General features: G+C 68.4%; 12 protein-coding genes and 1 pseudogene. 7 read left to right on the top strand and 6 right to left on the bottom strand.

The window, feature by feature from the left end; genetic code table 11:
• Positions 1-270 precede the first annotated feature (270 nt).
• The gene (locus ABZ858_RS09870; protein ID WP_361374572.1) at positions 271-1,794 is read right to left on the bottom strand and encodes an IS30 family transposase; all 1,524 of its coding nucleotides are present in this window, start codon (positions 1,792-1,794) and stop codon (positions 271-273) included.
• A gap of 449 nt (positions 1,795-2,243) precedes the next feature.
• The gene (locus ABZ858_RS09875) at positions 2,244-2,591 is read right to left on the bottom strand and encodes a hypothetical protein (RefSeq protein WP_361374574.1); all 348 of its coding nucleotides are present in this window, start codon (positions 2,589-2,591) and stop codon (positions 2,244-2,246) included.
• 284 nt (positions 2,592-2,875) lie between these two features.
• Here ABZ858_RS09875 and ABZ858_RS09880 point away from each other — a divergent pair, with 284 nt between their 5' ends.
• Positions 2,876-3,130: a hypothetical protein gene (locus tag ABZ858_RS09880; RefSeq protein ID WP_361374576.1), complete on the top strand. Its 255-nt coding sequence runs from the start codon at positions 2,876-2,878 to the stop codon at positions 3,128-3,130.
• A 126-nt stretch (positions 3,131-3,256) separates the two neighbouring features.
• A complete protein-coding gene (locus ABZ858_RS09885; protein WP_361374578.1) occupies positions 3,257-3,775 on the top strand; it encodes a hypothetical protein in 519 nt (172 codons plus the stop codon).
• Positions 3,776-3,850: 75 nt separating this feature from the next.
• On the opposite strand, the gene ABZ858_RS09890 is transcribed toward ABZ858_RS09885, so the two are convergent.
• The 3 genes from ABZ858_RS09890 to ABZ858_RS09900 all read right to left on the bottom strand — a co-directional run bounded on the left by ABZ858_RS09890 (position 3,851) and on the right by ABZ858_RS09900 (position 5,128).
• A complete protein-coding gene (locus ABZ858_RS09890) occupies positions 3,851-4,093 on the bottom strand; it encodes a hypothetical protein (RefSeq protein ID WP_361374580.1) in 243 nt (80 codons plus the stop codon).
• A 30-nt stretch (positions 4,094-4,123) separates the two neighbouring features.
• Positions 4,124-4,612 (bottom strand): hypothetical protein, encoded by a 489-nt coding sequence (locus tag ABZ858_RS09895; protein WP_361374582.1) that lies wholly within the window; start codon positions 4,610-4,612, stop codon positions 4,124-4,126.
• Positions 4,613-4,933: 321 nt separating this feature from the next.
• A complete protein-coding gene (locus ABZ858_RS09900; RefSeq protein ID WP_361374584.1) occupies positions 4,934-5,128 on the bottom strand; it encodes a hypothetical protein in 195 nt (64 codons plus the stop codon).
• Positions 5,129-5,381: 253 nt separating this feature from the next.
• On the opposite strand from ABZ858_RS09900, the pseudogene ABZ858_RS09905 reads away from it, so the two are divergent.
• The 3 genes and pseudogenes from ABZ858_RS09905 (at position 5,382) to ABZ858_RS09915 (ending at position 6,987) form a co-directional block, all read left to right on the top strand.
• Positions 5,382-5,637 (top strand): annotated as a pseudogene (locus tag ABZ858_RS09905) (hypothetical protein).
• A complete protein-coding gene (locus ABZ858_RS09910) occupies positions 5,609-6,124 on the top strand; it encodes a DUF6879 family protein (RefSeq protein WP_361374586.1) in 516 nt (171 codons plus the stop codon). The pseudogene ABZ858_RS09905 and the gene ABZ858_RS09910 overlap by 29 nt, the downstream one beginning before the upstream one ends.
• 14 nt (positions 6,125-6,138) lie before the next feature.
• The gene (locus ABZ858_RS09915) at positions 6,139-6,987 is read left to right on the top strand and encodes a helix-turn-helix transcriptional regulator (RefSeq protein WP_361374588.1); all 849 of its coding nucleotides are present in this window, start codon (positions 6,139-6,141) and stop codon (positions 6,985-6,987) included.
• A gap of 761 nt (positions 6,988-7,748) precedes the next feature.
• Here the strand turns inward: ABZ858_RS09915 and ABZ858_RS09920 are convergent.
• Positions 7,749-8,279 (bottom strand): hypothetical protein, encoded by a 531-nt coding sequence (locus ABZ858_RS09920; RefSeq protein WP_361374590.1) that lies wholly within the window; start codon positions 8,277-8,279, stop codon positions 7,749-7,751.
• A gap of 439 nt (positions 8,280-8,718) precedes the next feature.
• Between ABZ858_RS09920 and fusA the strand changes: the two genes are divergently transcribed.
• Positions 8,719-10,962, top strand: coding sequence for an elongation factor G (fusA, locus tag ABZ858_RS09925; RefSeq protein WP_361374592.1), 2,244 nt, complete (start codon positions 8,719-8,721; stop codon positions 10,960-10,962).
• A 472-nt stretch (positions 10,963-11,434) separates the two neighbouring features.
• Positions 11,435-12,751: an extracellular solute-binding protein gene (locus ABZ858_RS09930; protein WP_361374594.1), complete on the top strand. Its 1,317-nt coding sequence runs from the start codon at positions 11,435-11,437 to the stop codon at positions 12,749-12,751.
• The last annotated feature ends 3 nt before the right edge of the window (positions 12,752-12,754 follow it).

A 12,754-nucleotide genomic window follows, 5' to 3' on the forward strand; every position in this document is an offset into this window, starting at 1 on the left:
GGTGTCTCCGCATGGTGCTGAAGGGCCGCTAGCAGTACCTCGCTGCGGCGGACCGACCGCCGACACATGGCGATGTCCCACGCGTTCTGTTCCGCGTCCGCCGCGATCGCCGCGTACATCGAGTGGTAGCGGATGTAGCGGGTCACCGTCGACACCCCGGGAACCAACCGGTCCACGGCGCGTATCACCGGGCCCTCCACCGCCAAGGGACACCGCCCGGACCGCACGCCCCATCCCTCGAGTGCCCATGCCGGCCACGGACATCGGCTGTCACTTGCCACCCCTTGTAGGCTGCCGGAGTGTTGCATCGGCAGGAGCTACCTGACCCTGCCTCAGGGTAGGTGCTGATTTCGGACGAGAGGCCAGCACGGTCGACTGGATTCTGGAAGTTGCCAGGACGCGCCCGATCCAGCTTGGCGGATTCAACCGGTCGTGGCAACACGGGCTTGCACTGATCGTAGATGATCGTCGAGGGCTTCGGCGGGTGTCTTCCAGCCCAGGGTCTTGCGCGTACGGGAGTTGAGGACGGTGGCGATGGCGGTCAGTTCGTCGCCGTTCCACCGTGACAGGTCGGTGTCCTTGGGGAAGTACTGACGTAGCAGCCCGTTGGTGTTTCTCGTTCGTGGCGCGTTGCCAGGGAGAGTGCGGGTCAGCGAAGAAGATCGGCAGTCCGGTCTCGACGGTGAGTTGGGCATGAGCGGAGAGCTCCTTGCCGTGGTCCCAAGTCAGGGATCGGCGGAGCTGCTTAGACAGCGTGGCCATCGTAATGGCCAGGGCGTCCTTCATAGCCACGGCGTCGTAGCCGGCCAGCGTAGGCCCATTCTTCGTACGCGAGATCGTGCCATAGCCCTCGGCCCGTGGCAGGTGGACCAACATCGTGTAGCGGGTGGTGCATTCGACGAGCGTGCCGATCGCCGATCGGTTCAGCCCGATGATCAGGTCCCCTTCCCAATGACCGGGAACAGCACGGGCGGCGGCTTCGGCGGGACGCTGACTGATCATCACCTCCGGGGTGACGTGGCCGCCCGGCTTCTTGCGGGTCCTTGCGCGCGGAACACGCAGAGCACGGCCCGTGCGTAGGCAGGCCACGAGCTCACGCTTCAGAGCGCCGTGGCCCTCGATGTAGAGGGCCTGGTAGATCGTTTCGTGGCTGATGCGCATGGATTCGTCCTCGGGAAAATCGATCTTCAGCCGGGCTGAGATCTGTTCCGGGCTCCATCCGTTCGCCCACCGGCGATCGTTGCGATGCGGCTTGTTGCGCCCCTTCCACTCGGGAACCTGCAGCCCGGGAAGAACCGTGCCGTCCGGCGTGCGGATCACGCCCAGCAGCCGGTCCTGGACATACTCCCGCAGCCGGTGGTTCGTGGCCAACTTCGCCTCCTTTGGTCGTTGTGCCACCAGGTCGGCCTTCCACTGTGCGACGGAGGCCCGGTACTCGAGTCTGCCGCCGCGGGTGGCTGCATTGCGGCGCAGTTCCCTCGAGATCGTCGACGGCGACCGGCCCAGGCGCCCGGCTATTTCCCGTACTCCGGCACCCTGCACTCGCAGCAGAGCGATCTCCTCTCGCTCGGCGAACGAAACGTAGCGACCCGAGACAGCAAGATCGATCTGCGATCCTGCCAGCATGCCGGAACCACTGCGTTCCGACCGCCGGTGCGTAGCTCCGACGGCGACCGTCGCATCCTCGCTGGTCAGACCCTTGGCGATCCTGCCCCAGAACAGCCGCTCGATCTCGCGCCGAGTTGAGGGTCGCCCCGGCGACTTCATCGGTGCCCGACCCGTCAGCTCCGTCATCCAACCCGCTGGTCGTCCCACAACACATTTCTCTGGTCAGGAGTGTTGCCACGACTGGTTGAACCCGGGCTCGCTGCCGCGGTCCAAGTGCGCGATTCTCCGGCTCGTGTTACTCGTGCGAGGTGCAGACAGAGCAGCGACATGGCAGTTGCTCGACGGCTACTTCAGGGGGCATAAGTACATCCCAGAAATTATTGCATGTGCATATGCCCGGGGGGTGATCTTGCGGCCCACGGGAACCTCAACATCAATTGGCCCTGTTGCGCCTGGTCAAGGGATCTCGTGAACGTCCCACCAGCAGAGACCCCAGTTGATCTGGGGTCTTTCTGTTTCTCCGGCTGTGGCGTGACCAACCACATGACCAACAGCCGAGCGAATCCCCAGGTCAGACCAGGGATGACAGGCCGAGCCTGTTGGCTCCGGAAGCGGCGAGCTTCCGTGCTCCGTTCTTACGTGAGTGCCCGTACCGGGCCCATCGCGTAGCCCGGCGAGTGGTGCCGGACGTTGGCGGAGACCTCGACGGGGTTCTCCCCGGCCTCCAGATCGTTCGTGACCTTGCTGTGCCTCCAGTCGTGAATCCGGAAGTCGTCCGGCAGGTGCAGCCGGTTCCGGAGAGTGCGCCACCGGGCTGAGACCTTCTCGGGGTCCTGGGGCCCTCCTGCTTCGCCCCGGTAGAGCTTGAAGCCGTCGCGGGCGAACACCAGGTCATGCTCCGTCCACGCGGAGCCGAGCCGTTCGCGCTCGGCGTCCTGGCGCTCCTTCTGCCACTTGAGGACGTTCATCACGGCCTGGTCCACGTAGATGACGGTGTTGGCGTCGCCGTCGTTGATGAGCTTGCGAAGCCGGTAGGTGTTGCCCCCCTGTCGATGTGGTCGGCCGCCATCGGTGGCACGATCGAGGTGTCCTGCCGTGGCTCCGCCCGGCCCGTGCTGCTGTGGTCGGCCCTCGTGGCCGGAACGGGCAGGGGTATGGGAACCGCGCCGCGGGCCGCGCTTCACGTCCTGGACGCTTCCCTGGGCCGCTTCCTGGCCACGCACACCACCTCCGGGATCACCTCCGGGGCGAGCATGGTCAACCACCTGTGGAGCAGCAAGAGGCCACGGCAGAGACCGAACACGGCAGGGATGTACGGGCATTGGTGGTCGAAGAGGAGTGGTCGGAAGTGCTCCACAGCGTCAAGCGGGACGCGTCGTTCACGACCAAACTCCGGGCCGCATGGGATGGCGCCACGCTCCGGAACACCACCAAGGAAGAGGCGCAGGAAGTCCGCGACTCGGCCATGGTGCTGCACTGCCACGTCACGCCCTCCGACTGGTCCAAGTACGTGGGTGGGTGAGTCGGAGGCGGCCGGAGGCTCGTACAACCGCATCCTGCCGTTCCTGCTTGGGTCGGTATCGATGTTGGATGACGATCGGGTGAGCCTGCCCAAGGTGGACGGCCGGGACCTCTCCGACGCGTATGCGTGGACGAGATGCTGTCGGCCGCGTTCACGCGGGTTCGCCGCTCGGTCCCGGACGCCGTCCGGATCACCAAGGGAGCGACCACACCGAAGGCGAAGCGGCAGGCCCTCAGTCTCGCGGACAAGGCTGGGGCCCGGATCGAACTGCACGGTGGTCGGGCCACGTCATCCCAGGTGCTCCCGTACGTGGGAGCGTCGGCGGCAGAGGTGAAGGAACTGCCTGAAATCGTCGTCACGGTGGAGCGGTCGGGGAGGACTGGCCGCCCGGCCGCCGTTTTCACACTCCGCGGTGGCGGTTCCCATCACGCAGCTGCGCAGCCGGCCAGCGCGGAGCGTGACCAGAGCGGCAGCGATTCCGGTAGCTCTGTGTCGCGGCCAGCCAACTCTCAGCGTGACCAGAACCGGGCCACGGTCGTGCAGATGGACGCCTACCGTCCGGCACCCGCGCAGGCCCCGGCGGCTGCTCCGGAACCGAAGCGTGCGGAACCGCTCGCCGCCACCCCGTTCCGCGCCTTGCTCTAGCCGCTCGAACAAACCAAAGAACGCCCCTGCCATTCACGGCAGGGGCGTACGTTTGTTGGTCAGCGTCGCAGAGGCTCAGTCGTCCTTGGGCGGAATGACGAATCCTCGCATCGGTCCTGACCCCGGTTTCTCCTCCGGGAACTTGGCGGCCACGGCTGCGAGCGCCTCAGCGGTCATGTCCCGGCGCGTGGCTGGGTCGGCCGTGTCGAACACGCGCCAAGGCCCTGCCGTATTCTCCGGGTCCTCCGGTGCGACCACACCGGGGATTCCCAACTTCCTCAGCACGGCTTCAACTTGACGGGCCTGCTCAGCGTTCACACTTCCGCCTTCCGTCTGCTCGTGGCCAGCCTAGCTACCGCTACCGCCTGAGCAGTGCGAAGCGCACTTGCCCGGATTGATCGGGCCGCAACCGCCGGGCTTGGGTGTGTGGGAGCAGTTCGCCGCCACCGCCACCAGGGCTTTGGTCGGGCCTGTCCACAGTTCGTTGTCCACGGTGTGCCCGGCCTGTTCGATGATGGCCACCGTACGTGTGAGCGCGTGTTCGTCGTGCCGCTCGGCGTCGGGGCGCTCGGGCCAGTGGTGCACGAACCGCCCCAGGCGCTTGCACAGCTTCTCGTACAGGTTCGTATGCAGGATCAGCGCGTGCCACCCCTCGTCCACCACATTCGAGGGCGTGATCTTGACGGTCGGGAACTGTGCTGCGGCGTCCATGAACTTGAGCGCTTCCACCACGATCCGCTCGGCCGTAGCGTGCCCCATGCCGGGGTTGTTGTCGATGACGGTGGCGACGACACCCCCGAACGCGGCAGGGGTGAGTAATGCGCGTACATCGTGCATGTGCGTTCCTCCCTGTTGTGGCACTTCATAGCCCACCCCGGTAGCCCGACTCGCCAAAGTTTCCGCTGCCGGGGTGGGATGGCCCGGTGGTCTGTCACGGGGGCGACGGACGCACCGGAGCCTTCTCAACCCGTTGTACGGAATCCGGCGAGACCAGCCACTCAGCGCCTCCGGACTCAGGCCACAGAAACGCTGTCGGGCGCTTCCGGCGGTCCTGCGGCAGGTCGGCGGGATCCTCGAAGTCCGCGATCATGTCGCGCAGAACTCCGACCCTGCCCCATGCGTCCGTGACGAGGGCCCCGATGTCTCGGGCTGTGACCATCAGTGGCCCTCCGGATGCCGCCGGAGGAATACGTTGCAGTCCGACACCGTGGTCATGTCGCCAACGACCCGCGCACGATCTCGCGCGTTGGCGAGTTCTGCACACCCGGCGCAGCCCGGCACGGGTGTGGGTTCCGGGTCCGCAGTCAGCGGAAGCTCTACCGGCCCACTCGGATAGGTTCTCGGCTCACTCATGCCGACACCCCTTCGAGCGTGCACGCCGCGAACTCCCCAGCCCTTTCAACCGCTTTCATCCTGCTCGCCATGCTGGCCTCCCGATCGATTCCACGTCGATGTGGTGACCGTAGGAAGCAGGGAGGATCGTGCTCCACAAACTTGCATGAGTTTGCACGCCAATTCACTTGGCTCATGACGGTATTGACGCTTTCTTCCCTGTTCAAAGATGCTGGTGCTAGCCCGAGCAAGTACCTAGACCAGGGAGCCTGCCATGGTCGTAGAGTTCGTTGGGATCGACCCCGACACCGACCGGGACCACTGCCCCACGGTGTGGGCGGACGCGGGAAGCACAGGAGATCTTGTTGCAGGGGTGGAAGCCGACCCCTGAGACTCAGGCGGACTGCGAGGTGACCAGCCCCGCGAACGGCTCAGTACCCGAGACCGAGGCCATCGTCAGGATTCCGGCCAGGATGATTCCGGTGATCAGGGAGGCGTGCGATGCCGTCGAGCGTGCCCAGCTTCGCTGAGCTGCTTGGCCAGTGCGGGCGGTCCGCCGTTCACCTGGAGTTGCGCGACTCCTACGCCGCCACGGACCGGTTCGAGGCGTGGAAGCGCGGGGAGCGGATCAACTGGGAGGACCGTGAGTCCTGGTGGCATCCCTACGATCAGCTGATCGCTGACACCGTCGCCAGGGGCGTGGTGATCCGAAGGGCGCGAGTAGTCTCCGAGCCGGTGTCGGAGTACATCCGTTGGGAGCACTACGTCACGCACGCCAATGTCACGGCAGGGGAGCAGGTCCGCTGGCTGCCCCGGCGGCGAGCCACGACCATCCCCCTTCCGGGAAATGACTTCTGGCTGTTCGATGACACTCTTCTCCGGGTGCACCACTTCTCGGGTGACGGTGCGGTGGTGGAGGACGAGATCACGGCCGATCCGGAGGCAGTGAAGCTGTGCTCCGCCGCCTTTGAAGCGGTCTGGGAGCGAGCGATCCCGCACCACCAGTACAAGGTCTGACGAAAGCCAGCTCCATGCCTCCGCACCCCTCCTCACGTGTTCAGAAGGCCCGCGAAGCCCTGGCCGGCCGACTACGCGAGATCCGAAAGGACGCGGGGATCAGTGGGCGGGAGCTGGCCGTCAGGTGCGGTTGGTCGGAATCGAAGTCGTCCCGGATCGAGAACGCCAAGACGCCTCCGTCCGATGCGGATATCAGGGCGTGGTGCCGGGCCTGCGATGCCGAGGGCCAGGCTCCGGATCTGGTGGCGACCAACCGGCAGTCCGCGGAAGCGCATGTGGAGTGGAAGCGACTCCAGCGGACCGGCCTCCGGCGACTCCAGGAGAGCACCGGCGACCTCTACCAACAAACCAAGACCTTTCGCGTCTACGTGTCCGACGTGATCCCTGGCTTCCTTCAGACTGCGGGGTACGCCACCGCCCTGCTGACCTCCATCGCGGATTTCCGAGGAACACCGGACGACGTGAGCGACGCCGCGGCGGCCCGCATGCGGCGTAACGAGGTGCTGTACAACGGTGGGCACCGGTTCTCATTCGTGTTGGAAGAGGCGGTGTTGCGCTATCGCCTGTGCAGCGCTGAAACCATGGCAGCCCAGCTGGGCCACCTGCTCGGCATCATGGACCTTCCGAACGTCGCCGTGGGCATCGTCCCGTTTTCGGAGCTACGGACGGTGTGGCCCATGCCGACCTTCACGATCTTCGACACCAAACGGGTCCATGCAGACACCCTCGATGCTGCCTCCACGCTCACACAGCCCAGCCAGGTCGAGCTGTACACCCGAGCTTTCGAGCGACTCTCACAGGGGGGTGTGAGGGGGGCAGCGGCACGCTCGCTCATCGCCGACGCGGTGGCGTCTCTGACCTGAGCTGAGCGGCTGGCAACGTGACCAGCCCATGACCAACAGCGGTCCGAAACAGCCTGAAACAGGGGGTACGCATGACCAATCCAGTCCAGTCCGTCAAGAATGGGCACTCCGGGGCATGTTTTCCCAGTTTAGCTAACTAATGAGCTGGTGCCCGAGTGGAGAGTTCAAGTCCCCCCTCGGACACCAGCAGAGACCCCAGTTGATCCGGGGTCTTTCTGTTTTCCCGGGCTGTGGCGCGACCAACCACGTGACCTCTCAGATCCTCACCTCGTAGCTCACCGGGTCGGGTGGGCGAACACCGGTGAGGGCTTCCGCGCGGGCGACGAGCCGGGGCGCGAGGTCGGGGTACCAGCCACGGGCCACGGCTTGCAGCATCGGGGACGAGGGACACCTTCAGGTACGAGTTCAGAGGCACCGACGATGCCTTCGCCCCGCTTCCTGCCCGCGTTCCTCTTCGCCGTCCGGCTCACCCGTAGCCACCGGACCCCGGCTCGGCGACCGAGGGTGACACCGAGGAAGCCTGCTCGCGGAGGTGAGGACGACATCGAGGCCAGGACACGGGCCAGCGGCTGCGGCCGACAGGCCGGGGCGGATGACGGAGAACGCCGAGAGGGCGCCCGGGAAGACTGGCCCCGAGCTGGAGACTCCCCAGGCAGTGCCGTCCGGCCCGAGCCGGTGGCCTGACGGGGCGCCACGCCTGTCGGGACAACACGCCTGTCGGGACAGCCGCCCCTACCGTGAGCAGGTGAGGATGGCGGACCTCAGCGATAGTCCTCCGGATGGGACTGCATCCACGTGTTGACCCGGTCGCGCGTGCTCAGCAGAAGCTTCTGGTGTCGCTTGAGGTTCGGGAAGGAGAAATCGCCGCCGAAGGACTCCTGCATCGAGTGGATCTCGGAGACGGGAGTGGCGAAGTGGCTCGGGGTCTTCGGGCCGGCCTTCATCGAGACGTACAGGTCGTCGAGGTTGTCCACCACCCGGTTGAGGAAGTACTCGCAGTTCCCCGGGGTCGTGCAGCCGTCGTTGTACGTGGCCTGGAGCACGGCGAAGGAGTCACGGACCGCCGGGACGTCCGCTCCCGGTGCGGCGTCCGTGGTCGGGTAGCCCGACGTGGCGGACGGGCTCGGAACGGGCGAGGAAGGGGCGGCGGCCGGGGACGAAGCGGACGAGGACGCGGTCCCCGTGGCGGCGGGCGGGGCCGACGCGTCGTCGTGCCCGGACGAGCAGGCCGTCAGGGCGATCGCCGCCAGCAGTATCGGCGCCGTACGACGCACGGCTCGGTTCGGATGCACTGGCCCGGTCCCCCCAGGTGATCGACTTCTCGTACGCACTGCCTAACAGGCCGGGCAGTTCCTTGTCCACTGTCCTCCGGGCCGGACCGGAGTGCCGCCGAAATTCGCTGTCCGGTGTTCGGGCGGGTCTCTAGACTCGTCGACAACTCGCGTGCCCCACCTGGCCGGTGGCGGCGCGCACACCGTGACCAGTGAGGGGAGACCAGCCGTGCGCGTCCGTGCCGCTGCTGCCATGCTCCCCCTGTCCCGGTTCGACGTGATCCTCGTGTCCCCGTTCGTCCGGCGCCCGCTGCGCGGCCGGTGCCGGATGTCCGTGCCGAGGATCTGATTCACCGCTGCTACGGGTGGCCGGCCGCCATGTGGGGCGGCCTTGTCCGGGGTGTCCTCGTGCGGGAAATCGCGCTGCCCTTTTCCGGATCATCTCGAAAGGCCCTGGGCCGTGCGCACCTCCGTCAATCCCCTTGCCTCTATCCGCAACCTCGGCATCCTCGCCCATGTCGACGCCGGCAAGACCACCGTGACCGAACGGATCCTGTACGCCACCGGCGTGACGCACAAGCGGGGCGAGGTGTACGACGGTACGACCGTGACCGACTTCGATCCGCAGGAGCGTGAGCGCGGGATCACCATCTTCGCGGCGGCCGTGAGCTGCGCCTGGGACGGGCACCGGATCAACCTGATCGACACCCCCGGGCACGTCGACTTCGCCGACGAGGTGGAGCGGTCGCTGCGGGTGCTCGACGGGGCGGTGGCCGTGTTCGACGCCGTCGCGGGCGTGGAGCCGCAGAGCGAGTCGGTGTGGCGGCAGGCGGACCGGCACGGAGTGCCGAGGATCGCGTTCGTCAACAAGATGGACCGGGCCGGGGCCGATCTCGACGCCGCCGTGGCCTCCGTACGGGAGCGGCTGCACCCCGCCCCGCTGGTCGTGCAGTCACCCATCGGGGCGGAGGGCGGCTTCCGGGGCGTCGTCGATCTCGTGCGGATGCGTGCCCTGATGTGGAACGGGGGCCATGACGAGGGTCGTGATGGTCTCGCCGTCGTGCCCGTGCCCGTGCCCGTGCCCGTGCCCGAGGAGTGCCGTGCCGAGGCCGCCGTCCGTCGCCGCGTCCTCGAAGAGGCCGTGGCCGAACGCCACCCCGCCGCCCTGGAGGAGTTCTGCGAGCGCGGGTCGCTCACCACGGCCACCCTGGTCTCCGCGCTGCGCGACCTGACCCGTACCGGAGACGGAGTCGTCGTGCTGTGCGGGTCCGCCTACCGGAACCGGGGGATCGAGCCGTTGCTCGACGCCGTCGTGGCGTACCTGCCCTCCCCGCTCGACGTACCGGCCGTGCGGGGCACCCGCGACGGCCGGTACGACAGCCGGGACCACGGCCGGGACGGCACCCGGCAGGAGGAGCGGGCCGCTGACCCGGCTGCCCCGTTCGCCGCGCTCGCCTTCAAGGTGAACGCCACCGCCACGGGACGGCTGACCTATGTGCGGGTGTACTCGGGAACGATCGAGAAGGGAGCCACCGTGTGGGACGCGACCGCACGCCGTACCGAGCGCGTCGGACGGATCCTGCGCGTGCAGGCCGACCGGCAGGCGCCCCTCGACCGCGCGCTCGCCGGCGACATCGTCGCCGTGGTCGGACTCAAGTCGGTCCGGGCCGGGGCGACCCTGTGCGATCCCGGTGCCCCGCTCGTCCTGGAACCGCCCGGTGTCGCCGAGCCGGTCGTCTCCGTCGCCGTCGAGGCCCGCAGGAGCACCGACTCCGGCCCGCTGGCGTCGGCGCTCGCCCGGCTCGTCGAGGAGGACCCGTCCCTCGCCGTGCGCACCGACGGCGAGACCGGGCAGACGGTGCTGTCGGGAATGGGCGAACTCCACCTGGAGGTCGCCGTCGAGGCACTCCGGCGGACGCACGGCATCGACGTCACCGTCGGGCGGCCCCGCGTGGCCCTGCGCGAGACCGTCGTCCACGGGGTGAGCGGGGTGCTGTACCGGCACGTCAAACAGGACGGCGGCGCCGGGCAGTTCGCACAGGTGACGCTCGACGTCGAACCCGTCGACAAGGTCGACAAGGTCGACAAGGAGGGCTTCGCCTTCCGGTCGGGCGTCGTCGGCGGCCGGGTGCCCCGCGAGTACGTCCGCGCGGTGGAGGCCGGGTGCCGGGACGCCCTGGCCGAGGGGCCGCTCGGCGGCCATCCCGTCATGGGACTGCGCGTCACGCTGACCGACGGGACGACCCACCCCAAGGATTCCTCGGAGACGGCCTTCCGTACGGCCGGGCGGCTCGGTCTGCGCGAGGCGCTGCGCCGGTGCGCGCTGCGTCTGCTGGAGCCGGTCGTCGAGGTGACGGTGACCGTTCCCGAGGACGCCGTCGGCGGCGTGCTCGGTGACCTGGCCGCACGGCGCGGCCGGGTCTCGGGGCAGACCGGCCGCGCGGGTACGGCGGTGGTCACCGCCACCGTTCCGCTGGCCGGGCTGTTCGGCTATGCCACCCGGCTGCGCAGCCGCACCCAGGGGCGGGGCACCTTCACCACCCGGCCCGCGGGCTACGCCCCCGTCCCGGGCACCGCGACGAACGGCAAGGCCGCGACGGGTGGCAACGCCCCGGCGGGCGGCAATGCCCCGGCGGGCGGCAATGCTCCGGCGGGCGGTACGGCTCCGGCGGGCTACGGCAACACCCCGGCCACGGCCGGATAGCCGACAGGGCAGCGGCCGCCCCACGGCCGGACAGCCGACAGAGCAGCGGCCGCCCCACGGCCGGACAGCCGACAGGACGGCAGCCGCCCCAGGGCCGGCCGGGCCGGTCGAACGCCGATCGGCCCGGCCGGTGGCCCGTCGGCCCGGCCGGTGGCCCGTCGGCCCGGCCGGTGGCCCGGCTGGTGGCCCGTCGGCCCGGCCGGGCGCCACCCGGGCCGGGCGGTCCCCCTGCCCTCCGCGCAGGGGGACCGCCCCCGCCCAGCCCCTCAACCCTCAAGCTTCGCCCCCACCCTCCCCTTCCCCCGCCATATCCCTTGACGAACCTCCCCCCGAAGGTTTAACTCACGTCCTAAATTAAGCCATGAGGAGGCACCGCACGTCTTCGGAAGTCGAACACGCTTGACCCCTCGCCGAGTTCGGCCCGCCGAGTCCTCCTCACGGTCCTCGACGCCGGAAAGGGACACCAGCAGCCATGCGCAGCATCCGAGCGGCGGCCATAGGCGCCGTCACCCTGTCTCTCGCCCTCGGCGCCTCGGCCTGCGGGGGCGGTTCGCCTACGGGCGGCGGGTCGGACGACTCGCCCGAGTCGCTCACGTACTGGGCCTCCAACCAGGGCGCCGGCGTCGAGGTCGACAAGAAGGTCCTCCAGCCCGAACTCGACAAGTTCGAGAAGCAGACCGGCATCAAGGTGAAACTGGAGGTCGTGCCCTGGCCGGACCTGCTGAACCGGATCCTGACCGCGGCCACCTCCGGGCAGGGACCCGACGTCCTCAACATCGGCAACACCTGGAGCGCCTCCCTCCAGGCGACCGGCGCGCTGCTGCCGTGGGACGCGGCGAACTTCGCGAAGATCGGCGGCAAGGACCGCTTCGTCGCCGCCGCCCTCGGCTCGACCGGGGTGCCGGGCAAGGACCCGGCGGCCGTACCGCTGTACTCACTGGCGTACGCCCTCTACTACAACAAGCAGATCTTCGCCGACGCCGGGATCGCGGGGCCGCCCGCCACCTGGGACGAACTGGTCGCCGACGGGAAGAAGATCCAGGCCAAGGGCAAGCAGGTGCTCGGCGCCGAGGGCGCCAACGTCTCCGAGAACATCCACCACGTCTTCGTCTTCGCCAAGCAGCACGGCGCCGACTTCTTCACCGCCGAGGGCAAGCCCGACTTCGCCAACCCCGTCGCGGTCGCGGCGGTCGAGCAGTACGTCGACCTGATGGCCAAGGACAAGGTCATCCCGCCCGGCAACGCCGAGTACGCGCAGAACCAGTCGGTGAGCGACTTCGCCAAGGGCCGCACCGCGATGCTGCTGTGGCAGACGGCCTCCGCCAACCTGAAGTCGCAGGGCATGAACGAGGACGCGTACGGCGTCGCCCCCGTGCCCGTGCGGTCCGGCACCCCGGGCGGCGGCACCCAGGTGGACTCGATGGTCGCCGGCATCAACCTCGCCGTCTTCAAGGACACCCACAACCTCGACGGCGCCACGCAGTTCGTGAAGTTCATGACCGGCGACGAGGAGCAGAAGATCCTCAACAAGGCGTACAGCTCCATCCCGCCGGTCAAGTCGGCCCAGTCGGACCCCGCCTTCACCACCCGGGACAACGCCGTCCTGAAGAACACCCTCGTCACCAGCGCCGCCCCGCTGCCCCAGGTGGCCGCCGAGTCGCAGTTCGAGACGACCGTCGGCACGGCCGTCAAGGAACTGTTCGCCGACGCCGCGGCCGGCCGCGCGGTGACCGCCGACGCGGTGAAGGCCAAGCTCCTCAAGGCCCAGCAGCAGATGCCCGCCAAGTGAGCA

Origin of the sequence: Streptomyces sp. NPDC047017 (genome assembly GCF_040644175.1) — a bacterium.
GTDB lineage: Bacteria > Actinomycetota > Actinomycetes > Streptomycetales > Streptomycetaceae > Streptomyces.

Excerpts from the sequence above, each read along its gene's own strand:
- ABZ858_RS09870 (WP_361374572.1), bottom strand. The coding sequence starts at position 1,794 with ATGACGGAGCTGACGGGTCGGGCACCGATGAAGTCGCCGGGGCGACCC.
- ABZ858_RS09895 (WP_361374582.1), bottom strand. The coding sequence starts at position 4,612 with ATGCACGATGTACGCGCATTACTCACCCCTGCCGCGTTCGGGGGTGTC.
- ABZ858_RS09900 (WP_361374584.1), bottom strand. The coding sequence starts at position 5,128 with ATGAGTGAGCCGAGAACCTATCCGAGTGGGCCGGTAGAGCTTCCGCTG.
- ABZ858_RS09910 (WP_361374586.1), top strand. The coding sequence starts at position 5,609 with ATGCCGTCGAGCGTGCCCAGCTTCGCTGAGCTGCTTGGCCAGTGCGGG.
- ABZ858_RS09915 (WP_361374588.1), top strand. The coding sequence starts at position 6,139 with ATGCCTCCGCACCCCTCCTCACGTGTTCAGAAGGCCCGCGAAGCCCTG.
- ABZ858_RS09930 (WP_361374594.1), top strand. The coding sequence starts at position 11,435 with ATGCGCAGCATCCGAGCGGCGGCCATAGGCGCCGTCACCCTGTCTCTC.